The organism is Pseudomonas citrullilanati, assembly GCF_030580855.1.
GTDB classification, from domain to species: domain Bacteria; phylum Pseudomonadota; class Gammaproteobacteria; order Pseudomonadales; family Pseudomonadaceae; genus Aquipseudomonas; species Aquipseudomonas citrulli.
Genome location: NZ_JAUQOP010000031.1, coordinates 54,268 through 76,723 on the forward strand (window position 1 = coordinate 54,268; position 22,456 = coordinate 76,723).

A 22,456-nucleotide genomic window follows, 5' to 3' on the forward strand; every position below is an offset into this window, starting at 1 on the left:
ACATGCACCCGGCCAGGACGAGTCGGAAAACCCCGACAGGCAGCGCCCTGGCCGAAACAGGGGCGCGATTGTCCGGGATTCACGAGCAGAAGCAAAGGCTTAGCTGAGGAGCGGTGGTGCGGATAGGGAATCGATCGGCCACCTCGTCAGGGAAGGTATCGCGCTATGCCAATGCCATGAATACCGCCGATGGCGTGCCCCGATACCACAATCTTCCCGTCCGCCTGCAGCCCAACCCGCGAAGACATCACCACCCCACCCTCGGCAAAATCAGTGATGACCCTGCCGCTTTCGCCAAAATCGACATCCAATTGCCCATCCGCCAGATAGCGAATCAGCGTGATCGAGCCCTCCTTGTAACCCGACACCACGATCTTTCCATCGGACTGGACGACCACACTGGTACTGATGGCTGCGCCGGTCTCCCCGATGCCGGTCACTTGCGGCCGCCCCTCGTTGAAGGAAGGATCAGGGCGACCCTGCGGATCGAGCCGGGTCACCAGGGACCGGGTGCCTTTGACATCGAAGTCAGCCCGGCCTGCGGCAACGATCTTCCCGTCTGGTTGCAGGGCAAGTCCATCTATTTGGCCTCGCCAGGCGGTTTCGACGGCGATCGTGGCGTATCCGCCGACCCCGAAGCCGGGGTCGAGCTTACCGTCGCGATGAAAGCGCGCAATCATCGGCATTTCACTCGGGTCCGATCCGCCCACGAGGATACTTCCGTCCTGTTGGACCCGCGTGCAATGAAACGCCTGCCGTTGCGTGAGTACGATTCCGCCCAGCCCGAAGGCGGGATCGAGTGCACCGGTCGCGGTGAGACGCAGCACCACCGCCTTGTAGACATTGAAGTCATAGATCACTCTGGACGTCGCGATGATCTTCCCATCCGGCTGAATCGCAACGGCATGTGCTTCATCGTCACCCCCCAGCACGTTGACAAACGCCATGCCGCCCGCACCGAACGTGCTGTCCAATCGACCGTCCGGCAAGAGGCGCACGAACACCAGCACCCATTCGGGTGGTCCTTCCAACGTACCCAAGACGATGATTTTTCCATCATCCTGCGAGGCAAACAGCGTATCCAGAATTCCGGAGCCCGGAACCAGCGGAATTTGCATCATCCCTTCGTTGCCAAAGCTCCCGTCCGGTGCTCCGTCTGAAAGAAGCCTCGCCAGCACGAGTTGATCCCTGAGAACAGTCCCGACAGACAAGATTGTGCCGTCCGGTTGCGGCACGGCGGTTCCTCGCAGCACTGATCCCGGAAAACTGATACCAACCTTGCCAGCATTACCAAAATCCCGGTCGAGGCTGCCTGCTGCAGCCGGGGTGCTGCCAGATTTCGCGTTCATGATTCAACTCCTGCAATCAGTGGTCCATAGGCGGCAAGCTTGAGCTGTGCGCTACAAAAACTGCGTTGCGGGAGGGCTCAACAAGGGGTGGGCCGTCGGACTTGTGGGTCGTTACGAAGGGCTCATTGGCAAATGCCGTCGACATGACATATGCCTCACCCCCCAAATCCAGACTGGATCCAAGGGTAGAAGGAAGGTCAATCGGCCCTACGGTCTTCTCGACGACAGCACAGGTTGCTCAGGGAAGGGGAAATCGTGACTGCGGCCCGGAATATGTTCCGTGACAAGCGTAGCTTGCTGATCGCAGCTTGCAACCTCGAGCGGCTTTGCTTGCGTGAGTGCACATTAAAAAGCCAAGCCCCCTGCCCTCGGCTCCTACAATCAGGTTGAATAGTCGAGTTCGCCAAGCGCCCAAAGGAGCACAGCATGCCCGTCACCGTCCTGGTACTGGTTGAAACCGTGAATGAATACCTGCCGATCCTCGAACGCCAGGGCTATCACTTGGAACTGGCCCCTACGCCTGCCGAACGCAAGGCCGCGATCTTCGAACATGGCGACCGGTTCAGCGCGGTGCTGACCCGCGGCCCCCTGGGCTTGACCGCGGAGGAAATCGCCGCCCTGCCCAACCTGCAGATCATTTGCGTGATCGGTGCCGGTTACGAGCAGGTGGACCTGCAGGCCGCGCGCAACCGCGGCATCGTGGTCACCAACGGTGCCGGGGTCAATGCGTCCTCGGTGGCCGACCATGCCATGGCGTTGCTGCTGGCACTGGTGCGCGATATTCCCAGGGCCGACGCCAGCGTACGCCGGGGCGAGTGGCCCAAGGTCATGCGCCCTTCCCTGGCCGGCAAGCGGCTGGGCGTGCTGGGGCTGGGGGCAGTGGGCATGGCGATTGCCAAGCGGGCCGCCCTGGGCTTCGACATGAGCGTCAGCTACCACAATCGCCGGATGCGCAACGACGTGCCCTACACCTTCTGTGCCACACCGACGGAGCTGGCACGGGCGTCGGACTTCCTGATCGTCGCCACCCCCGGCGGCCTGGACACCCGTCAGTTGATCAACAAGCAGGCCCTCGATGCCCTCGGCCCGAATGGCTTCCTGGTGAACATCGCCCGGGCCAGCGTGGTCGCCACCGCCGAGTTGATCAGCGCCCTGGAGCAGCGGCGGATCGCCGGGGCGGCCCTGGATGTGTTCGATCACGAACCCGAGGTGCCGGATGCGCTGAAGAACCTGCCCAACGTGATCCTCACCCCCCATGTGGCCGGCCTGTCACCGGAAGCGACCCGGGGTACGGTGGAGCTGGTGGGCCAGAACCTGGACGCATTCTTCTCGGCCAAACCGGTGCTGACGCCGGTCCCGCTGCCCGAGCCGACCCATTGAGCCATGGCGGGAGCAACGATCAAAGCACGCCAAGCAACGTCCACAGCCGGCGGGATTCGGCATCGGCGCTGATCAGCTCCGCCAGCAGTTCGCTCAACGGTTTGTTGCCCCACTCCACGCCCCGCCGGATCAAATAGGGCACCGGGCTGTGGGGCTCGGTGCGGGCCAGGTAACCGGCGATGACCAGCAATTGGCGATAGGCTTCTTCGCGGCTGGCCGGTTCCTGGAAAACCTGGGCCGGTGCGGCCGGTGACGGTTCGACCGCCGTTGCCAGGGTCGGTGAAGCAGGCACCGGCGCCACGCTGGGTTGCTGTGGGTGCATCGCAATGAACTCCTCTACCAGGGCCAGCCAGGCCTGCATCACATCCACCAGGGGTTTGTAGCTCGGCGCCAGGTTGCCCAGGCGGGCGTCGCTCCAGGCTTCGAGCCGTTGCAGGTGTTGCAGGCCCAACATCAGACTGCCCTGGCGATGCAGCCAGAACGCCAGGGGTGTACCGCGAACCCACTCGCCCAGTTTGTTTTGCTGGGTACGCGCCGCCTCGACCGCTGCCTTGGCGCTCTTGCTGTCGTTGCCCAACACCAACTGGCGTTGCAGGCGCCGCCAGTCATCCAGGCAGAAACCGGCGTAGGCCGGGTCGCGCTCATCGAACAGCGGGACCCGGGTCAGCAACACTTCACTGTAGCGCCGCACCAGCCACTCCAGTGGCATCACCCGCCAGGAAAGGTCGCCGTCTTCGGCCTGGGGGTGCAAGTGCTCCGGGTAACGCTCGCACAGGCCCGCCACCAGCGCCAGGCTGCCTGGCAGGCCCTCCAGGCCCGCCAGGTGCAACCAGGCCTCTCCCAGCCAGGCGCTGATCATCAGGTCCTTGCTGCGCTCAAGCAGCAGCGTGCTGGCGAGCCGCTCCAGTTCCGGCCACTGGGCGCGCTTGATCGACGACTGCCAGACGCCGGTGGGCAGGCTGGTGTCGTCCTCGCGGCGCAACTCGCGCAACTGGTCGTATACCGCTTCGTAGCGCAGGTCCGGGCCACAGGGCGCCTGCGCGTCGAGCGGTTCCAGCAACTGCGTGACCCTCTCGGGCAAGGGGCTGGTCGGCAGGCTCACGGGGTCTCCTCACGGGTGGCGATGACGGACGACGATGGCGTCGCCAAGAACGGTGAACGCGGCGCCCGGGTCGGCAGCGGCGGCAGCGACAATGGCAACTTCGAGCCCTGGCTCATCAACGACAGGCGCACGAACATCAGGGTCTGCTGCGCCACGCGGTCCTGGGCCAGGCCCTGGGGCTGCGGCTGGGTCGGGTTGCGGGCGGTCACCGGCAGCTGCAACGTCAGCGGGAAATCCGTGTAGTCGACGTTGGGCTGGCGCTGGGCCGACACCAGCGAGCGCATCAGGCGCAGCAACGACCACGGCCCCTGGTACTGCCAACCCGCCTCCAGGTCGCGCACCACCAGGTTCGGTTGCAGGGGATCGTTGGCCGGACGCTGGTAGCCGTTGCGTGCCCAGCGCAATGTCAGGCTGACGGGTTGGCCGACCATCCAGCGCAGGTTCTGCTGGGCTTCGCCAGGGTAGTTGATCTGCTGGTTGCCGGCATTCAAGCCCCAGGCGATCACCTGGTCGGCGCCACGCTCCTGTTCACGATCGGTGCGCCAGCGCACGTCCATTTCCACACCGATGAGGCCACTCTTGTCCCGCACGAACAGCGGCCCGAGCCAGGTGCCGGCCTGTTTCAGGCCGTTGAGGAAGTCTTCGGCGGCCAGGCGGTCCGGGGTCTGGCTCAGCGCCAGCCCGGCCTGGGCCAGGGGCAGGCGGGTGTCGATCAACTCCAGCAACCGCTGCACCCGCGCCGGGTCGGCGTCGCTGGCGCGAACATCCTGGGAAAACGGAAAGCGTCCGGCCAGGTACTGGTTGAAGTAATTGGCCAGGTCATTCCAGGCGCTCGCCGCCTGGTTCTGTTGCAGGTACAGGCACCGTTGCAGGGCGCCCTGTTGCAGCGCGACCGCGCGCTGGGCCACGTCACCGCGCCCACCGGACAGGTTGGACGTCTTGAGGATCTGCGCGCAGGAAGACGTATCCATCTCGATGAAATCCCGGCTCACCAGTTGCTCGAACTGCGCCGCCGAACTCGCCGGGTTCTGGCTCTTGTACTTGAGCAACTCGTCATTGAGGGCCATGAACCGCGCCACCTGGTCATGCTCCAGGGCCGACAGGTTGTCCTGCTGGACGATCAGCCATTCCAGCGCCGGCATGCGCTGCTCGGCGATCTGCAACATGGCGGCGAACTGCTGGTTGAGGTTCAGCTTCAGTTCCTGGGGATCACTGGCGCCGTACAGTTGCAGGCCGAAGTTCTTCGCACCGTTCCAACGCTGGATGTCCGCCCGCTGGCTGAACAGCGGCTGGGCTTCGATCTCTTCCTGGGCGCTCCTGATCTGCGCCAGGGCGCGTCGATTCAGCAAGCGCTGGAAGCGCGTCGCCAGATCGCTGCGATGCACGTCCATGAAGGCTTTCTGCAGGGCAATCGCCTGGTTGGTCTGCACATTGAAGGGCATGCCCGGCAGCGGTTCGTCGCTCTCGTCCAGGCTCAACCACATCGCCTGGGCCGCGGCACCTTCAGCCGCCTGGATCAGCGCGTCACGGTAATTCGGCGGGATGCGCGACAACTCCTCGTTGGTGTAGCTCTTGTAACTGGCGAAGTAGTTCAGGGCCACGCTGAAGTCATCGCTGCCACCGCCCTGGCCCGAGGGATCCTTCTGCAGCGCCAGCACGACGAAGTCACGCTTGAACAAGGCTTGCACTGCGCCACCCAGCGCCGTGACGTGATCCTGCAACACCAGCAGGCCGCTGCCCTGCTGCACCAGCAGGTTGTCCCGGGAACCGGCCTGGACGATCCACTGGTCGCGGAAACTCTGCTGCAACTTCGCCGCCTGGCTCTGCAGGTCCTGCTCGATGTCGGGCCCGAGCAGCGTGCTGTGGCTGACCTTGTCCATCAGTTGCGTGTAGCCGGGCACCAGGTCCTGACCCTTGCCGCGGCCCCAGGCCGCATTGGTCACGCTCACCAGGGTCTGCAAGTCGTCGATCAGCGCCATCAGGTCTTCGAGCTCGCTCAACGAGTTGCCGCCACCGGCCTCCAGTCGCTGCAGGTGCAGTTTGAGGTAGCCGGCCTGGCGCACGAAGTTGTCCGCCAGGAAGTAATGGTCGAGCCAGCGCTGCATCAGCCCGGTGAAATTGTCCGAGACCACCGGTCGCGCAGCGTTGAGGTCCACCCCTTTCAAATCGTCGTTGTGGCCGTCGAACAGTACCCGGTTGTAGAAGCGTGCACGGCTCAGGGTGCCGGTGTTGAGATTCAGCGACAAGGCGGTGTCGCTCAGTTGCACCAGCTCATCCAGCGGCGCCTTGGGGTTGTTCAGCGCCTGGTTGAAAAGCTGGTTGTGCTGCTCCAGGCGCACCGCCCGCTCCACCAGGTCCTTGGCCTTCACGTAGCTTTGCCATTGCGCCGGGTCTTCGCTTTGCACGTTGCCCCGGCGCTCGGTATTGCGAATGGCCTTGAGCTGCTCCAGGTCCGAGGCCAGCAGGTCGCGCAAGGGCATTATCCAATGGTGCCGCGCCGTCTGGCGCAAGCCCTCCTCCAGTTGCGTGTCCACCGAGGAAAACCATGACGTCGGGAACACCACCGAGACGAAGCGCCAGCGCGGGGCTTTTTCCAGCATGTTCCAGTAGTTCTGCACGTTGTGCCGGGTCGGCTCCAGTTGCGGCTTGTCGGGGTCGACCACCCAGTGGTTCTTGTGGGTGCCGAGAATCAGTTGCGAGAGTTCCCCGGCCTGTTCGACCGAGTCCTGCCAGACCCAGACCATGCCCCCCATCCAGGCCAACCCGACCACCAGCGCCACCGCGCCGACCAGCCGATGCCCACGCTGGCGCAAGCGCAACAGCCGTGGCACCGGCTGGGCCAGGCCATGCTCGGCCACCAGCCGACGTGCCCACAGGTGCCTGGCGAACACCGTCTGGCGCAGGCCGTTGTCACTGGCGGCCACCTCGTCCACGCGGGAGGCCGGCGCCTGGCTGGCGGTGAAATACACGCCGCGAAAACGCGGCGCCTCGCCCTGGGCATTGCCCTGGAACACCGGTTCCAGGAGGATCTGCAAGGCCCGGCGCAGGCCTTCGAAACGCTCCGGCAAGGCATAGAGGTCGGTGCTCAACTGGCCCGACAACGCACCGATCTCGATGATCGATTGCGCCAGCGCGGCGTGCACCTGGTCCAGCGCCTGGTCGCTCCACTGCGACTGCCAGGCCGCCTCCGGCAGGTAGGGGGATGACCAGCCCAGGGTGGATTCCCGTGCTTCGGCGGGCAAGGCGCTGATCAGTTCCTGGAACCCGGGCAGTTCTTCCATCCCGGTGATCACCACGTACACCGGCAGGCTCAGGCCGAACCGCTGCAACAGGTCGATGAAACTGCGCCGGACCCTGAGGCTCAGGTCGGCAGTGCGTTCGATGTCGTCGAGCCGCTCGAACGGCACGCTCCAGATCACCGCGTCCAGTGGCCGCTTGCTACGCAGGCGCAAGAGCAGCCCCAACAGGCGCCACCAGTTGCCCCGCTGCCGATTCATGCCTTCATCGGGCAGGAACAACGCCTGGGGCACCACCAGCACCGCGCCCTCGGCATCCGACCACCAACGGCCGAACCACGCTGCCTTGTCCGTCGGTTGCAGGCGCCACTGGGCACACAGCCGGGCGCCGTCGATGTCGTTGCCGAGCATCATCAGCCAAGGCATCTGGTAGCGGTCCCGCACGCCCTGCTCCTGCTCCATGTGGCGCACCGCCCCATAGAAACTGCGGATCGCCGCCCCGCCCTGGGTGCGCAGCCACCAGATCGCCGCCACGACCAGCAGCACCAGGAGAAGGGCGAGCACCACCAGCGCGACGATGCTCAAGGGGCTCATGCGTCCTGCTCCTGGACCACCGATTCGTTCAGTTGCAACACCGGTTCGAGTTCCGCGCGGATGTCGCGCCAGAACACCTGCCCCAACCCGGTGAGCAACACCACCATCGCCAGGATCGCCAGGCCCAGGCGCAACCCGTCCGGCAACGACTGCTGCGCCGGCATCCGCAGCGGCGGTGTCGCCGCCGACAGCGCCAGGCGCTGGCTGACGTCGTCGAAATCGGGTTCGTGCTGCCAGGCGAAAGTGAACAGCGCCACCCGCCATTTTTCGTGCTGGACCTGGCCCGGCTCACCCCGCAGGCGCCCCTGGAAGCCCAGGATCAGGCATTGCAGGTAGACATTGGCCAGGTCGCGGGTTCCGGGCATCTGCTCATCCAGCAATTTCTTGATCGCCGCGGGCAAGCGCTCGCCAGCCTGGCGACTGGCATACATCCGCGACTCCAGCGGGTGCTGCTGCCAGGCCAGTTGTCCCGGCCACGGCGTGAACAGCAAGGTTTCATCCACCAGGGCGACGAAGGCATACACCACCGACTTGACCTGCTCGGTCGCGGCGTCGCCAACGGTGGCAAACGCCACTCGCCACAGGCGCTGGGCGCAGCGCCCGGAAAACTCCACCACGCGGCTGGCCAGCACGGCGGGATCGCTGTCCTTGGGCACGTCCTGCCACTCCTGGGACCATTTCAGCCAGGCCTGGCGAAAAGCGCCGCTCAGCGGCGCCTCATGCAACCCCCTGACCGCCCCGCCACTTCCGTCTGGCATACGACTCCCCTCTTGCGATCAGGCACTCTCACCGGTTTGCGCCACGAACAACACCACTTGCCACGGGCTGCTGGCCTGGGCCGACGCCGGCGCGACGATGTGCAGCGGCAACTGCCCGTCGAACCATGGCCCGCTGGCTTGCACCACGAACAGGCGGGTGTCGTCGCCGACGCTGTAGGCAACCTGTTCATTGCGACTCATGGCCTGGTGGGGCAGCCCGCTCATGCGCTGTCGACTCAACAGCGGCACATGGGGCGCGGACGCGATGATCGCCCCGCGCAGCCATTCGCCCGCTGCCTGCTCGCTGGCGCCGTTGGGCATGCGCAGGCCGATCACCAGGCGTTGCGTCGGCTGGTCATCGGGCAGCAGGATCGAGAACACGTGTTCATGGTGCTCGAAGGCCAGGCTGCGGTAGCCGGCGCGGATCAACTCCAGGGTGGTTTCCAGCCAGTCGAGCACCGGCTCATAGCCACGCTGCAATTCGAGGAAGTCCAGTGGCGCGAAGGCCGGCACGCCGGCCAGCGGATCGAGGGCCGACCAGGCGCCGGCCAGTCCCAGCAGCAGGCCGTAGAGCGATTGCGGCGTCGCCACCCGGGTGTTCAGCGCCCCTTCGACTTCCGGCAACCGGGCCCACAGCGCCGTCAATTGCCGGCGGATCTCCATGGCATCGTCCTGGTTGCCGGCGGCCTGGGCCTGGCGCAACCGGCCGGCGAGGAACATGCACTTTTCCCGGGCCCGGGCACACAGCCCGACGATGCGTCGGCCCAGCGGCGATTCCGGCAACAGGACCGGTGCCGGTGGCGTGTAGGGCACGCGCCAGAAGCCACCGCCCTCCTTGCGAATGCGCAACAGCGGCAGGCAGATCGAATCGGCCCGGCTCAACTGCGTGCACAACCGGGGGTTGGGCCGCCAGACGGTGATCGACTCGGGAAACTCCCCGCTGGTGAGGTCCGGCAACGCCTCGCCAACCATCGATTGCAGGCGGCCCTTGAGCGGCAGCAGTTGCCCGGCGCGCCAGAGGGGGCTGACCGCCAGATACACGGTCACGGTGGCATCGTCGGTCTTGCTGACCGCTTCGTTGATGTCCAGCTCCAGTGTGGGCCCGACCCCGGCCTGCAGGTTGATCGGCAGACCATCGGGCAAGGTGCCTTGCAGTTGCAACAGCCGCACCTGGCCGGCGCCAAGGGCCGAGGGGTCGACTTCCAGTTGGCTGACACCCCAGAACCACGGGTTGCAGGCCCCGGCGAAATGCGCGGCCAGGGCCTCGGCGCGCAACCCTTGCAACTGGAAATGCTGGGGCAACAGTTGCATGCCCTCATGCCAGCACACCGCGTCAGGTAACAGACTCATACGACTCCCTTCGACGTCTCAATGTCGCCGCCCGGGGCGGCCCGCGGTCACTCAGGCTGGTCGGCATCGACCAGTGTCATTTCACGACTTTCGAACTTCAGCCAGGCCGTGCGCTGGTCGTCCAGCCGAAGCCGGTGGGCTCCGGGAGTGTTATAGCTGGCGAAGACCAAAAGTCCAGCGGCGCGCCGGCCCTCCAGGGGGAAGGGTTGATGGTCGATGAATTGCCCCGGCACCAGCTCCAGCCCCCATACCGCCATGCGCTGGCGATAGTCGCGCTGGAACTGTTCGCGCTCGGAAAACCATTGGCTGGCGGTGATCCCCGACAGCTGCTTGAGCAGGTCCGGGTCCTCGACGGCGATGAAATCCACGGCGATCGGCGTGTTGTCATTGGCGCCGGAAGCGACGTCCAGGGTCAGGCTGTCCAGGTCGACGCTGGGGGCAAAGAGCGAGCAACCGGTGAGCAGCAGGCTCAAAAAAAATCCGGAAAAAAAGACACGCAAAATGAATCTTCCTTTTCTCAGCGGTCAAAAATTGTTTTTGCTTGCATTTTTATAGACCTGTTCTAGCGTCTTGGATAGTTCGACCAGCACGGTCGAATGCACCAGGTTCGTCAAGGGAATGACAGGTTTTCTGCCCTTCATTTGCAACCTGCGGATCAGCAAGGGATTGCGATGAGCGGGCCTCCCGATGCATTGCGCCCCACATGCATCGGAGACGGCCGCCATGGCAGAAAGTACCCAGCACAAGCTTGATAGAGTTCGTCCTCCCCGCGTCCAGATCACCTATGACGTGGAAATCGGCAACGCCATCGAGAAAAAGGAATTGCCCCTGGTGGTCGGCATCCTGGCCGATCTCTCGGGCAAGCCATTGGAGCCGCTGCCCAAGCTCAACGAGCGGCGCTTCACCGAGATCGACCGGGACAATTTCAACGAGGTGCTCGCCTCCATCTCCCCGCGCGCCACCTTGCAGGTGAACAACACTCTCAGCGGCGACGACAGCAAGCTCAACATCGAACTCAACTTTCGCCACATCGACGACTTCGACCCGGTCAAGGTCGTGGAGCAGGTCACCCCGTTGCGCCGCCTGTTCGAAGCCCGCCAGCGCCTGCGCGACCTGCTGACCAAGCTCGATGGCAACGACGACCTGGACAAATTGCTGCGCGACGTGATCGCCAACACCGAGGGCCTGCAGGAGATCAAGTCGGCGCGGCCCCAGGACGCATCGCCGGACCTGCCCGCCGTGGCCGCCAACGATGACCCGGCCCCCGCCGAGCCACAAGCCTGATCGCGCTCATCATTGAAGGGAGATAAAGCCATGCCTGCTTCATCCAGCGCTCAAACCAGCGAGAGCACGACCCAGACCCTGTCCCTGCTGGACAAGATCATCGCCGAAGGCCGCATGGCCCACGACGACAGCCAGCAAGACTATGCCCGCGACATGCTGGCCGAATTCGCTACCCAGGTCCTCGACGAAGGCATGGCCATCGACAAGGACACCGTGGCTATGATCAACGACCGCATCAGCCAGATCGACCAGTTGATCAGCGCCCAGCTCAACGAAGTGCTGCACCACCCCGACCTGCAGAAACTCGAAGCCTCCTGGCGCGGCCTGCACCTGCTGGTGCAGAACACCGAAACCAGCAGCCGGCTCAAGCTGCGCCTGCTCAACGTGACCCAGAAGGAATTGCAGAACGACCTGGAGAAAGCCGTCGAGTTCGACCAGAGCGCGCTGTTCAAGAAAATCTACGAGGAAGAATACGGCACCTTCGGCGGCCACCCGTTCAGCCTGCTGGTGGGTGACTACACCTTTGGCCGGCACCCGCAGGACATCGGCCTGCTGGAAAAACTCTCGAACGTCGCGGCGGCGGCCCATGCGCCGTTCATTGCCGCCGCCAGCCCCCGCCTGTTCGACATGACCAGCTTCACCGAGCTGGCCGTGCCCCGGGACCTGTCGAAGATTTTCGAAAGCCAGGAACTGATCAAGTGGCGCTCGTTCCGTGAAAGCGAGGACTCGCGCTACGTCTCATTGGTGCTGCCGCACTTCCTCCTGCGCCTGCCTTATGGCCCCGACACCCTGCCGGTGGAAGGCATCAACTACGTCGAAGACGTCAATGGCACCGACCACAGCAAGTACCTGTGGGGCAACGCCGCCTGGGCGCTGTCGCAACGCATCACCGAGGCCTTCGCCAAGTACGGCTGGTGCGCGGCGATCCGCGGCGCCGAGGGCGGCGGCGCGGTGGAAGGCCTGCCGGCCCACACCTTCCGCACCAGCTCCGGCGACCTGTCGCTCAAGTGCCCGACCGAGGTGGCGATCACCGACCGCCGTGAAAAAGAACTCAACGACCTCGGTTTCATTTCCCTGTGCCACAAGAAAAACAGCGACGTGGCGGTGTTCTTCGGTGGCCAGACCACCAACAAGGCCAAGGTCTACAACACCAACGAGGCCAACGCCAATGCGCGCATCTCGGCGATGCTGCCGTACGTGCTGGCCGCCTCGCGCTTCGCCCACTACCTGAAGGTGATCATGCGCGACAAGGTCGGCAGCTTCATGACCCGCGACAACGTACAGACCTACCTCAACAACTGGATCGCCGACTATGTCCTGATCAACGACAACGCGCCGCAGGAAATCAAGGCGCAGTACCCGTTGCGCGAGGCGCGGGTGGACGTCACGGAAGTGCCCGGCAAGCCCGGGGCCTACAGGGCCACGGTGTTCCTGCGGCCGCACTTCCAGCTTGAGGAACTGACCGCGTCGATTCGCCTGGTGGCGACCTTGCCGCCACCGGTAGCGGCCTGACCAACGAAACCTGTGGCGAGAGAACCTACTGTGGCGAGGGGATTTAGCGAAACGTCGCACCGCCCCGCTGGGCTGCGCAGCAGCCCCTAAGCAGTCCACTCAATCAGCCTGACATACCGGGTTGCCGGTGTTTAGGGCCGCTTCGCGCCCCAGCGGGGATAAATCCCCTCGCCACAGGTTCGGCGTTCGCCTTTAACGGATCGGTATATCTACTTTTCAGGAGTTCCACACAATGGATGCGATCATTCTCGACCTCGGCGGCGACATCAAGGGCGACAGCCTGCTGGAGGGTTTCACGGACAAGATCGAGGTCATGTCCTACAGCCACAACGTGGCCATGCAGGTCACCAACGACGTCAGCAACTCGGAGCGCACCTCCGGGCGGCCGCACATCGGTGAGTTCACCCTGACCAAGTTCATCGACAGCTCCACGCCCTCGCTCAACGAGTACTGCTGCGCCGGCAAGCCGATCCCGCAAGCGGTCATCACCATTGGCCGCAACGCCGCCGAAGGCAGCGGCAAGATCATGCCGTTCATCGTCTACACCCTCACCAACGTCGTGCTGTCCAACGTCAGTGTCAGTGGCGGCACCGGCGGCAAGCCGGTGGAAACCCTGTCGTTGAATTTCACCAAGATCAAATGGGAACTCACCGCCCAGAAAGACGACGGCACCAAGGAAGGCACGGCGGGCACGACCTGGGACCTGGCAGCCAACAAAATGACCAAGTAAGGAGGCCGCGCCATGGCTGGCTTCGGGTTTCGCCCGCCGCTGTTCGAACGCCTGGCCAGCCCGGCGGACGACACGGGCCGGGCGTTCGACCGCCAGGCGTTGCAGGACTCGGTCCACACCGAACTGCTGCGCCTGTTCAACACCCGACGCGGGCCACGGGCGCTGACCGAGCCGCCGAGCATCCTCGACTACGGCATCGCCGACTGGACCGCCCTGCAACAACAGCGCAGCGATGACCGGCGCCAACTGACCCGGGAAATCCGCCAGGCCGTCAGCCACTTCGAACCGCGCCTGCGCCTGGACGAAGTGCAGGTGAGCCCGGTGCCCGGTCATCCGCAGCGATTGTCCATCCGGCTATCGGGCGAGCTGCGCGGCGATCAGCACGCCTGGCCGGTGGCCTTTGTGATCGAGCCCGCCGGCGACGGCCTTGAGGTACGCCATGAGCGACTCGATTGACCCGCAACTGCTGGACTATTACCAGCGCGAACTGACCTGGCTGCGCCACGCCGGGAGCCTCTTCGCCGAACGCTACCCCAAGGTCGCCCGGCGCCTGGAGCTGTCGCCCGGCGAATGCCCGGACCCCCACGTCGAGCGGCTGCTGGAAGGCTTCGCGCTATTGGCCGCACGCCTGCAACGCCGACTGGACGACGACTACGCCGAATTCAGCGACGCCCTCCTCGAACAGCTCTACCCGTTGGCCATGCGCCCGTTGCCGTCGTGCGCCATCGTCCAGTTCGAACCCGACCCGAGCAAGGGCAACCTCGACGAGGGCTACCCGCTGCCTCGCGACACGCCGCTGTTCGTCACCACCGACCAGGGCCAGAGCATTCACTTTCGCACGACCGCCGCCGTGCACCTGTGGCCGCTGGAAATCAGCGAAGCGCTGCTGCTGGGCAGCGACGAGGCCCAGGCACTGACCGGGGTGGTGCAGGCCCGCTCGGCCCTGCGCCTGAACCTGCGTTGCCTGGGTGAAAGCCAGTGGTCGACGCTGGGGATCGAGCACCTGCGGGTGCACCTGGCCGCCTCGCCGATCATCAACGCCTGGCTCTATGACCTGCTGGGCGCCCACGCGGTCAAGGTCCTCGCCGGGCCGCCAGGCAGCGTCCCGGAACCGCTGGCCGGGCTGCCGCGGATCGTCGGTTTCGACAGCGACCAGGCCTTGCTGCCAGACGAGGACGGCGTGCACCCGGGCATGCGCCTGCTGGCCGAGTACTTCGCCTTTCCCGACAAATTCGGCTTCTTCGACCTGCCGCTGGCGGGGGCGACCAGTGACGGCGCGTCCCTGTATCTCTACATCGTGTTCGATCGCGCCCCGGCCAGCCGCTTGCCGCTCCAGGCCAGCGACATCGCCCTCGGCTGCACCCCGGTGATCAACCTGTTCCCCAGGACTTCGGAGCCACTGCGCCCGGACGGCACCCGCAGCGAATATCGCCTGGTGGCCGACAGTCACCGGGAGAACAGCGTCGAGATCCACAGCATCCGTGGCATGCGCGCCAGTTCCGGCCAGGGCGTGCACAAGGTGCCGGCCTATTACGGCAGCCAGCACGGCAATGACCCGTCGTGCTACTGGCACGCGCGGCGAGTCAGTGGCATGAGCCCGAACCGGCTGGGCACCGACCTGCTGGTCAGCCTGGTGGACACTCGGTTCGACCCGTTGGCCGAAACCCGCGACTACAGCCTCACCGCCGAGTTGCTCTGCACCAACCGCCACCTGGCCCAGAGCCTGTCGGCCGGCACCCCGCTGGGTTTCGAGCGCCCGGGACCGGTGGCCTGGGCCCGCCTGCGCAACCCGCCCAGCCCCCAGAGCCTGCCGCGCCTGGACGGCGAGTCGCGCTGGCGGCTGGTGTCGCAGCTGACCCTCAACCATTTGTCCCTGGTCGAAGGCCCCCAGGCGCTCGATGCCCTGCGCGAGATCCTCGAACTGCACAACCTGCGCGACGAGGCCATTGCCCGGCGCCAGATCCAAGGCGTGCTGGGGCTCGGCTGTGAGCGGGTCATCGCCCACGTCGGCGAGGATGCCTGGCGGGGTTGGCGCAACGGCCTGGAAGTGCGCCTGCAACTGGACCCGCAGCATTTCGTCGGCAGCAGCGCCGTGCTGTTCTCCGGGGTGCTGGCGCAATTCTTTTCCCTCTACGCCACCGCCAACCGCTTCGTGCGCACGGTGCTGGTCCAGTCCGACAAGGAGGTGAAGACATGGCAACCCCAAGCCGGCAAACCCCTGACGCTCTGAACCTGAGCCAACGCCTGCGTCGCGACCCACAACGCTTCGAATGGCTGCAAGCCTTGCTGGTGCTTGAGCGCGAGCATCCCCAGGCCGAGACCCTCGGCAGCGGCACCGCCCCCCACGCCGAAGCGCTGCGCCTGCGCGGCCCCCTGACGCCGCTGTTCGCCGCCAGCGAAGTCGAGCGCCTGGACCAGGAAGCCGGGGCAATGCCGACCCTGACCACGCCGATCTTCGGCCTCGGCGGCCCGGACGGTCCGTTGCCCTACGCGTACCAGGAATGGCTACAGCAACGGGCACGCGCGCGGGACCATGCCCCCGGGGAGTTTCTCGACCTGTTCCAGCACCGCTTGCTCAGCCTGCTGTACAAGGTGATGCGCAAGCACCGCATCGCCCTGGGCTTCACGCCCCCTTCGGCGTCCGCCGTCCAGGGGCAATTGCGCGCGCTGACCGGGCTGCTGCCCAAGGCGCTGCAAGAGCGCCAGGCCGCGCCCGACTCGGCGGTATTGGCGTGCACCGCGCTGTATGCCGATGGCCGCCGCTCCCTGGCCGGGTTCGCGGCGATTGTGCGTGAGCAGTTCGCGCTGCCGGTGGAGTTGACCGCCTATGAAGGGGGCTGGCGGGAAATACCGGCGGCCAGTCGCAGCCGCCTGCAAGCGGGCGGGCGCAACCTGCGCCTGGGCCACAGCGCGGTGGCCGGCACCCGGGTCTGGGACGAACATGCCGGGGTGCGCCTGACCCTCGGCCCGTTGACCGCCGCCCAGGCCAGTGGACTGTTGCCCAATGGCGAAACCCATCCGCTGCTCGCCAGCCTGTATGCCTTGTATTTCGGCCCCGACCTGGACTGCACCCTGGTGCTGCTGGTCCGTGGCGCCGGCCCGCTGCAACTGGGCCGCCAGGCGCCGCCACGCTTGAGCTGGAACGGTGGCCTGCAACGCCAGCCGAGCCTCGCCGTGCAACGCATCGAAACCCGCCTTCGTCAGCCGGAGATCGCCTGAAATGGAACTGGCCAGCCTGATCGGACGCCTCAACCCGGACAATCGCCGCGCCCTGGAACGGGCCGCGCAGCGCTGCCTGCAACGCAGTCATCACTACGTGGAAATCGAGCACCTGCTGCTGGAGTTGCTGGACATCGAAGGCGGCGATTTCGCCTGCCTGCTGCCGCGCTTCGGCCTGGAACGCGATGCGGTGGCGGCGGAAACCAACAAGGCCCTGGACCTGTTCAAATCCGGCAGCACCCGCACCCCCGCCCTGTCGGCACAGACCATCGGCCTGTTGGAAGACGCGGTGGTCCAGGCCAGCGTGCTGGGCCTGGACAGCATTCGTTCCGGGCTGTTGCTGCTGGCCCTGTTGGACCGCGATGAGCGCCGCGGCCTGCTGCTCAACAGCGCGTCGTCGTTGCTGCGCATCCCCCGGGACGCCCTGCGCGCTCACCTACTGGAGTGGACCGAAAGCTCCCGCGAGCATACCGGCGGCGTTCGTACGGCCAAGCCCGGCGAGGCGCCGCAAAAAGAGGATCCGGTGCTCGACCAGTACACCCAGGACCTGACCGCCGACGCCCGCGCCGGGCGCATCGATCCCATCGTCGGCCGCGACGGCGAGATCCGCCAGTGCATCGACATCCTGCTCAGGCGCCGGCAGAACAACCCGATCCTGGTGGGCTCGCCCGGTGTCGGCAAAACAGCCGTGGTCGAAGGCCTGGCCCTGCGCATCGCCGCTGGGGACGTGCCGCCGTCGTTGCAGGAAGTCACCCTGCGCGTACTCGACCTGGGCCTGTTGCAGGCCGGCGCGGGCGTCAAGGGCGAGTTCGAACAGCGCCTCAAGGGCGTGATCGACGCGGTCCGCAGCGCCGAGAAACCGATCATCCTGTTCATCGACGAAGCCCACACCCTGATCGGCGCCGGGGGCGCCGAAGGCGGCAGCGACGCGGCCAACCTGCTCAAGCCGGCCCTGGCCCGGGGCGAGCTGCGGACCCTGGCCGCCACCACCTGGCTGGAGTACAAGAAATACTTCGAGAAGGACCCGGCCCTGGCCCGGCGCTTCCAGTTGGTGCAGGTCGAGGAGCCGGACGAACCCACCGCCGTGGAAATGCTCCGTGGCGTGGCCAGCAAACTGGAACAGCACCACGGCGTGCAGGTGCTGGACGCGGCCATCCACGAAGCAGTGAAACTGTCCCACCGCTACATTTCCGGACGCCAATTGCCGGACAAGGCCATCAGCGTGCTCGACACCGCCTGCGCCCGGGTCGCCCTCGGCCAGCACGATGTGCCGCCGCCCCTGGAAAGCCTGCGCCATCGGCAGAACAGCCTCCGGGACGAGGTCGAGCGCCTGCGCCGGGAACAGGCCACAGGGCTGGACCATCGCGAACGCATCACCCTGCTGGAAGGCGAATCGACCAGCAATGTGCAAGCCATCCGCGAGTTGGAAACCCGTTGGGGCGAAGAGCGCGAAGCGGTGCGCGAACTGCTCGACACCCGGCGCGAACTGCTCGCCCTGAGCGAACGCGCCGACAGTGAAAAACCCGACACCGAAGTCGATAACCGCATCGACCACCTGGCCGCCGAACTGCTGCGCCTGGAAGCCGGTCTCGACGCCATTCGCCAGGACGATCCGCTGGTGCCCGAACAGGTGGACAGCAAGACCGTCGCCGCCGTGATCGCCGGCTGGACCGGCATCCCCGTGGGCAAGATGCTCGCCGACGAAGCCCACGCCGTGCGCACCTTGGGCCAGCGCATGGGCCAGCGGGTCATGGGCCAAAGCACCGCGCTCAACACCATCGCCCAGCGCCTGCAAGCCTACCGCGCCGGCCTCACCGACCCGCAGAAACCGGTGGGCGTGTTCCTGCTGGTGGGCCCCACCGGCGTGGGCAAGACCGAAACCGCCTACGCCCTGGCCGACGCCCTGTACGGCGGTGAACGTAACCTGATCAGCATCAACCTTTCCGAGTACCAGGAAGCCCACACCGTCAGCCAGCTCAAGGGCGCCCCGCCCGGCTACGTCGGCTACGGCAGCGGTGGCGTGCTCACCGAAGCGGTGCGGCGCAAACCCTATTCGGTTGTGCTGCTGGACGAAATCGAGAAGGCCCACCCGGATGTGCTCGAAGCCTTCTACAACGTCTTCGACAAGGGCCTGATGGAGGACGGCACCGGCCTGGTGGTGGACTTCAAGAACACCGTGATGCTCGCCACCAGCAATGTCGGCGCCGAACTGCTGCTGGACACGCCCGCCGCGCAACTGGGCAGCGACGCCTTCAACGAAGCCTTGCACAAAGTGCTGCTGCAAGCGTTTCGCCCGGCGTTCCTGGCGCGCATGACCGTGGTCGCCTATCGGCCGCTGGATGAAACAACGCTGGAAGGGATCGTGCTAGCGAAACTGGAGAAACTGCGTGGGCGCTACAAGGCCGCGACGGGCAAGCAGTTCGAATTCGACGCCGGAATCGTCAAGGCCGTGTTGGCCAAGTGCAGCGCGGCGGGTGCGCGGGATGTCGAGAATGTGTTGATGACGCAGGTGACGGGGAAGTTGGCGGAGTGGGTGTTGGAGTAATACTGCTAAACCGACCGGCTTTTACAACAGCTTTTTACTCAGCGGAGACAGGCATCATGACGGAAGAAGAATTTTTAAACGTTGTCTTGCAAGCGGCTGGCGTCCATCCGCAAGACTTCTCCGGCACACCCAGCCAGTTCAATAAAAGCTGGACTTCGAACGGCCCATGGGAAAGCGCCGCCCAAGTTGAGATTTCCTACCACCTCCAACGTGGCTACGGTATCACTGCCAAGGTCAGGGAGATCAGTTACCCCTGGCCTTACAACGCAGAGAAGGTGGATTTCTATTTCGTTCTTCTGGGAAAGAGTTATGCAGTGGAGATCAAGGTGGAAAGCACAAACGGAGATTTCGGCGGTGCGAACCTTCAGGAATCCATCACCCGGGATGTCAATAAGCTCCATGGGTTCAAGGCTGATAATCGCTGGGTCGTTGTCGTCGCTACAAGCCAGAAAAATCGTGAGTTGCTGGACAAGACACTGAACCGTGGTGATTCATGGGTCTTCGACGCCGAGGGGTCCTTTACCGCTTATCTCTGCAACATAGACACGTACCCTCATGGCCTTCCTATCAGTCGATCGAACGAATTAAGCGCGCCGTACAATTTCATCACCACTCATTACAGCTGACGCCTGCGTTTTTCTTGAGGTCTTGAGGTCTTCCAATGCCCCGCTCCACCGACAGCAACACCACGCTATCACTCACCGCCGCCACACTGTCGGCGTTGTATCCTGAATCGCTGTCGGGCGAAGAAAGCCTCAATGCATTGGGCTCGCACATGCTCAACGGCATCAACGACGGCGCTTCGCTGGACCTCACGACGGCGGTCGCCAGCCACGTCACTACCACGCTGCACAAGGACGCCTTGCTGCGCCCAATGGACTGGCTCGTCGCCGAGATCCGCCAGCTCCCCGCCGACGCCACCGCCGAACGTTATCAACTGCTGCTCCGGCCCTGGCTCTGGTGGTTGAGCCTGGCCAGCAACAACCGGGTGTTCCAGAACCTCGCCACGTCGGACATCGTCACCACGATTTTCAAGGCCCATGGCTTCACCGACTTCCAGCTCAAGCTCACCGGCAGCTACACCCCCCGCGAGTACTGCGTGCAGTACGGCGAAACCGACCTGGCCTTCGTCTCGCGCCTGTTGGAGGAAGACGGGATTTTCTGGTTCTTCAGCCATGAAGCCGGCAAGCACACGCTGGTCCTGGCCGACAGCAACGACGCCTTCATGCCCATTCCCAATGGCCCGACGGTGAATTATCTCGGGCAGAAAATGGGGGACCGGGAACTGCACGGCATCCGCTCGGGCCAGGTGTGCCTGCAAGCCGTGAGCGGCGTTTACCAGGCCACCGATTATGAATTCACCACGCCGACGACTTCGCTCTTCAGCCAGGCCGAAGCCGTGGCCGGCCCGAGCTCGATGTACGAGCATCCGGGCAGCTACACCGCCAAGGCCCAGGGCGACGCGCTGACCAAGCAGCGAGTCGATGGCCTGCGCAGCCAGCAAAAGCGCTTCGTCGGCGAAAGCGATTGCCGTTGGCTGGTGCCGGGGTATTGGTTCACCCTCGCCGGCCATGAAGACACGACGCTGAACATCGATTGGGTGGTGACCTCGGTCAGCCACGAAGCCAGTCATGAGCACTATCGCAATCGCTTCGAAGCGATCCCCAAGGCCACGACGTATCGGCCTAACCGCCTCACGCCGAAACCGCGCATGCACACCCAGACCGCACGGGTGGTGGGCAAGGCCGGCGAGGAAATCTGGACCGACGAATACGGCCGCATCAAATTGCAGTTTCCCTGGGACCGCACCGGCAAGCACGACGAAACCTCATCCTGCTGGGTACGCGTGGTGTTGCCCTGGAGCGGCAAGGGCTTTGGCATGCAATTCGTGCCGCGCATCGGCCAGGAAGTCATCGTCACCTTCATCGACGGCGACCCGGATCGCCCACTGGTGACCGGCTGCGTCTACAACGGCGACAACGCCCTGCCCTATGCGCTGCCGGCGAACCAGACCCAGTCCGGGATCAAGACCCAGTCGTCCAAGGGCGGCGGCGGTTTCAACGAGTTGCGCTTCGAAGACAAGAAGGACGCCGAGGAGGTGTTTCTCCAGGCCCAGAAAGACTTCAATATCAACGTGCTCAACGACACCACCGCCACCGTCGGCCACGACGAGACCCTCACGGTGCAAAACGCCCGCACCCGCACGGTCAAGGACGGCGACGAGACGGTGACCCTGGAGAAAGGCAAGCGCAGCGTGACCATCCAGACCGGCAGCGACAGCCTCGATGTGAAAGACACCCGCACCGTCACCGTCGGCTCGGACCAGACCCACAGCACCGGCGGCAACTACACGCACACGGTCACCGGCAACTACGACCTGACGGTGGACGGCAACCTGACCATCAAGGTCAGCGGCACCCTGACCCTGCAAAGCGGCGGCAGCTTCGCCATCAAGAGCGGCGCCGACCTGGCGGCCCAGGCCAGCACCTCCATCAGCCAGAAGGCCGGCACGGCCTTGAGCAACCAGGCCGGTACATCGCTGGAAAACAAGGCCGGCACCACCCTGACCAACGACGCCGGCATCAGTCTGGTGAACAAGGCCGCCGCCGAACAGACCGTGGACGGTGGCGGCATGCTGACCATCAAGGGCGGCCTGGTGAAGGTCAACTGAGGGGAACGCGCCGATGGCCTCGAAAAAACTCGACCTGGAACGTGGCGACAGCCAACTGGACGGTCAATGGGTAGACGGGCGCCTCGACGGCCCGCTGCGGATCGAAGAAGCCCGGCGCCCGCAAGCGATACTCAACTACCGCCAAGGTGAACTGCAAGGCACCAGTACGTTGTACCACCCCAACGGCAAGGTCTCGGCGGTGCTGCCCTTCGTGAACGGCAAGTTGCATGGCGTGGCGAGCTTCCACGCGGCCGAGGGCGGCCTGCAGCGCCAGGCCACGTACCGCGCCGGCTTGCTCCACGGCGAAGCGAACAACTATTTCCCCGATGGGCAACTGGCCGAAGCCGAGTTCTATCGCGACGGCGTGCGCGATGGCCGCTACCGCCGCCTGCACGCCAACGGCAACCCCGCCGTCGAGGCCCGCTATCTCAATGGCCAACTGGTGGAACCAGCCCACGCCTACGCCGAAGACGGCCGCCCACTGGATGCCGAAGGCAAACCCATCTCCCGGCTTCGTTGGTGGTGGCGGCGCTGGAATGATCCGGCGCAGGCGTAGCCGGGCGTCCGTCTCAAAACAGTGTGGCGGTGCTGCAAATGTGGGAATCGAGATTGAACGAGATCCTGCTGTGGAATGCCCTTGTGGGGGGGGGGGGGGGGGGGGGGGGGGGGGGGGGGGCGGGCGCGGCGCCCCCCCCCACCCCCCCCCCCCCCCCCCGCGCGCCCGCC

Annotated in this window: 17 protein-coding genes; 11 read left to right on the forward strand and 6 right to left on the reverse strand. The window is 65.2% G+C overall.

Annotated elements, in window-relative coordinates; all coding sequences use genetic code 11:
• Nucleotides 1–146 precede the first annotated feature (146 nt).
• On the reverse strand, nucleotides 147–1,349 hold the full coding sequence (locus Q6A48_RS19205; RefSeq protein WP_304555802.1) for a hypothetical protein: 1,203 nt from the start codon (nucleotides 1,347–1,349) through the stop codon (nucleotides 147–149).
• A 426-nt stretch (nucleotides 1,350–1,775) separates the two neighbouring features.
• On the opposite strand from Q6A48_RS19205, the gene Q6A48_RS19210 reads away from it, so the two are divergent.
• Complete coding sequence (locus tag Q6A48_RS19210; RefSeq protein WP_304555803.1) at nucleotides 1,776–2,729, forward strand: 2-hydroxyacid dehydrogenase; 954 nt, start codon at nucleotides 1,776–1,778, stop codon at nucleotides 2,727–2,729.
• 19 nt (nucleotides 2,730–2,748) lie between these two features.
• On the opposite strand, the gene tssA is transcribed toward Q6A48_RS19210, so the two are convergent.
• Genes tssA through Q6A48_RS19235 form a run of 5 tightly spaced genes read right to left on the reverse strand, consistent with a single transcriptional unit; the run spans nucleotide 2,749 to nucleotide 10,269 of the window.
• Nucleotides 2,749–3,831, reverse strand: coding sequence for a type VI secretion system protein TssA (gene tssA, locus Q6A48_RS19215; protein ID WP_304555804.1), 1,083 nt, complete (start codon nucleotides 3,829–3,831; stop codon nucleotides 2,749–2,751).
• Nucleotides 3,828–7,661 (reverse strand): type VI secretion system protein, encoded by a 3,834-nt coding sequence (locus Q6A48_RS19220; protein ID WP_304555805.1) that lies wholly within the window; start codon nucleotides 7,659–7,661, stop codon nucleotides 3,828–3,830. Before Q6A48_RS19220 ends, tssA begins: the two co-directional genes overlap by 4 nt.
• The gene (locus tag Q6A48_RS19225) at nucleotides 7,658–8,419 is read right to left on the reverse strand and encodes a DotU family type IV/VI secretion system protein (protein ID WP_304555806.1); all 762 of its coding nucleotides are present in this window, start codon (nucleotides 8,417–8,419) and stop codon (nucleotides 7,658–7,660) included. Before Q6A48_RS19225 ends, Q6A48_RS19220 begins: the two co-directional genes overlap by 4 nt.
• 18 nt (nucleotides 8,420–8,437) lie before the next feature.
• Entirely contained in the window at nucleotides 8,438–9,769 is a 1,332-nt protein-coding gene (gene tssK, locus Q6A48_RS19230; protein ID WP_304555807.1) for a type VI secretion system baseplate subunit TssK, read from the reverse strand.
• 47 nt (nucleotides 9,770–9,816) lie between these two features.
• Nucleotides 9,817–10,269, reverse strand: a complete 453-nt coding sequence (locus Q6A48_RS19235; RefSeq protein ID WP_304555808.1) for a type VI secretion protein — start codon at nucleotides 10,267–10,269, stop codon at nucleotides 9,817–9,819.
• 223 nt (nucleotides 10,270–10,492) lie between these two features.
• Here Q6A48_RS19235 and tssB point away from each other — a divergent pair, with 223 nt between their 5' ends.
• The 10 genes from tssB (at nucleotide 10,493) to Q6A48_RS19285 (ending at nucleotide 22,286) form a co-directional block, all read left to right on the forward strand.
• The gene (gene tssB, locus Q6A48_RS19240; protein WP_304555809.1) at nucleotides 10,493–11,053 is read left to right on the forward strand and encodes a type VI secretion system contractile sheath small subunit; all 561 of its coding nucleotides are present in this window, start codon (nucleotides 10,493–10,495) and stop codon (nucleotides 11,051–11,053) included.
• Between the two features lie 30 nt (nucleotides 11,054–11,083).
• Nucleotides 11,084–12,565: a type VI secretion system contractile sheath large subunit gene (tssC, locus tag Q6A48_RS19245; RefSeq protein WP_304555810.1), complete on the forward strand. Its 1,482-nt coding sequence runs from the start codon at nucleotides 11,084–11,086 to the stop codon at nucleotides 12,563–12,565.
• A 232-nt stretch (nucleotides 12,566–12,797) separates the two neighbouring features.
• Entirely contained in the window at nucleotides 12,798–13,295 is a 498-nt protein-coding gene (locus tag Q6A48_RS19250) for an Hcp family type VI secretion system effector (RefSeq protein ID WP_024776584.1), read from the forward strand.
• 12 nt (nucleotides 13,296–13,307) lie between these two features.
• The gene (tssE, locus tag Q6A48_RS19255) at nucleotides 13,308–13,751 is read left to right on the forward strand and encodes a type VI secretion system baseplate subunit TssE (protein WP_304555812.1); all 444 of its coding nucleotides are present in this window, start codon (nucleotides 13,308–13,310) and stop codon (nucleotides 13,749–13,751) included.
• Nucleotides 13,735–15,525: a type VI secretion system baseplate subunit TssF gene (gene tssF, locus Q6A48_RS19260; RefSeq protein WP_304555813.1), complete on the forward strand. Its 1,791-nt coding sequence runs from the start codon at nucleotides 13,735–13,737 to the stop codon at nucleotides 15,523–15,525. Before tssE ends, tssF begins: the two co-directional genes overlap by 17 nt.
• Nucleotides 15,489–16,514, forward strand: a complete 1,026-nt coding sequence (gene tssG / locus Q6A48_RS19265) for a type VI secretion system baseplate subunit TssG (protein WP_304555814.1) — start codon at nucleotides 15,489–15,491, stop codon at nucleotides 16,512–16,514. Before tssF ends, tssG begins: the two co-directional genes overlap by 37 nt.
• A 1-nt stretch (nucleotide 16,515) precedes the next feature.
• Nucleotides 16,516–19,059 (forward strand): type VI secretion system ATPase TssH, encoded by a 2,544-nt coding sequence (tssH, locus tag Q6A48_RS19270; protein ID WP_304555815.1) that lies wholly within the window; start codon nucleotides 16,516–16,518, stop codon nucleotides 19,057–19,059.
• A 56-nt stretch (nucleotides 19,060–19,115) separates the two neighbouring features.
• Nucleotides 19,116–19,685 carry a hypothetical protein gene (locus Q6A48_RS19275; protein ID WP_304555816.1) on the forward strand — a complete coding sequence of 190 codons (570 nt, stop codon included), beginning with the start codon at nucleotides 19,116–19,118 and terminating at the stop codon, nucleotides 19,683–19,685.
• Nucleotides 19,686–19,720: 35 nt separating this feature from the next.
• Nucleotides 19,721–21,730, forward strand: coding sequence for a type VI secretion system tip protein TssI/VgrG (gene tssI, locus Q6A48_RS19280; RefSeq protein ID WP_304555817.1), 2,010 nt, complete (start codon nucleotides 19,721–19,723; stop codon nucleotides 21,728–21,730).
• Nucleotides 21,731–21,743: 13 nt separating this feature from the next.
• Nucleotides 21,744–22,286, forward strand: a complete 543-nt coding sequence (locus Q6A48_RS19285; RefSeq protein WP_304555818.1) for a toxin-antitoxin system YwqK family antitoxin — start codon at nucleotides 21,744–21,746, stop codon at nucleotides 22,284–22,286.
• Nucleotides 22,287–22,456 lie beyond the last annotated feature (170 nt).

Bases quoted from the DNA above. Each gene is read 5' to 3' on its own strand.
- tssK (WP_304555807.1), bottom strand. From the start codon at position 9,769: ATGAGTCTGTTACCTGACGCGGTGTGCTGGCATGAGGGCATGCAACTG.
- tssF (WP_304555813.1), top strand. From the start codon at position 13,735: ATGAGCGACTCGATTGACCCGCAACTGCTGGACTATTACCAGCGCGAA.
- Q6A48_RS19250 (WP_024776584.1), top strand. From the start codon at position 12,798: ATGGATGCGATCATTCTCGACCTCGGCGGCGACATCAAGGGCGACAGC.
- tssI (WP_304555817.1), top strand. From the start codon at position 19,721: ATGCCCCGCTCCACCGACAGCAACACCACGCTATCACTCACCGCCGCC.
- tssC (WP_304555810.1), top strand. From the start codon at position 11,084: ATGCCTGCTTCATCCAGCGCTCAAACCAGCGAGAGCACGACCCAGACC.
- tssE (WP_304555812.1), top strand. From the start codon at position 13,308: ATGGCTGGCTTCGGGTTTCGCCCGCCGCTGTTCGAACGCCTGGCCAGC.
- Q6A48_RS19275 (WP_304555816.1), top strand. From the start codon at position 19,116: ATGACGGAAGAAGAATTTTTAAACGTTGTCTTGCAAGCGGCTGGCGTC.
- Q6A48_RS19210 (WP_304555803.1), top strand. From the start codon at position 1,776: ATGCCCGTCACCGTCCTGGTACTGGTTGAAACCGTGAATGAATACCTG.
- tssB (WP_304555809.1), top strand. From the start codon at position 10,493: ATGGCAGAAAGTACCCAGCACAAGCTTGATAGAGTTCGTCCTCCCCGC.
- Q6A48_RS19225 (WP_304555806.1), bottom strand. From the start codon at position 8,419: ATGCCAGACGGAAGTGGCGGGGCGGTCAGGGGGTTGCATGAGGCGCCG.
- tssH (WP_304555815.1), top strand. From the start codon at position 16,516: ATGGAACTGGCCAGCCTGATCGGACGCCTCAACCCGGACAATCGCCGC.
- Q6A48_RS19285 (WP_304555818.1), top strand. From the start codon at position 21,744: ATGGCCTCGAAAAAACTCGACCTGGAACGTGGCGACAGCCAACTGGAC.
- tssG (WP_304555814.1), top strand. From the start codon at position 15,489: ATGGCAACCCCAAGCCGGCAAACCCCTGACGCTCTGAACCTGAGCCAA.
- Q6A48_RS19205 (WP_304555802.1), bottom strand. From the start codon at position 1,349: ATGAACGCGAAATCTGGCAGCACCCCGGCTGCAGCAGGCAGCCTCGAC.
- Q6A48_RS19220 (WP_304555805.1), bottom strand. From the start codon at position 7,661: ATGAGCCCCTTGAGCATCGTCGCGCTGGTGGTGCTCGCCCTTCTCCTG.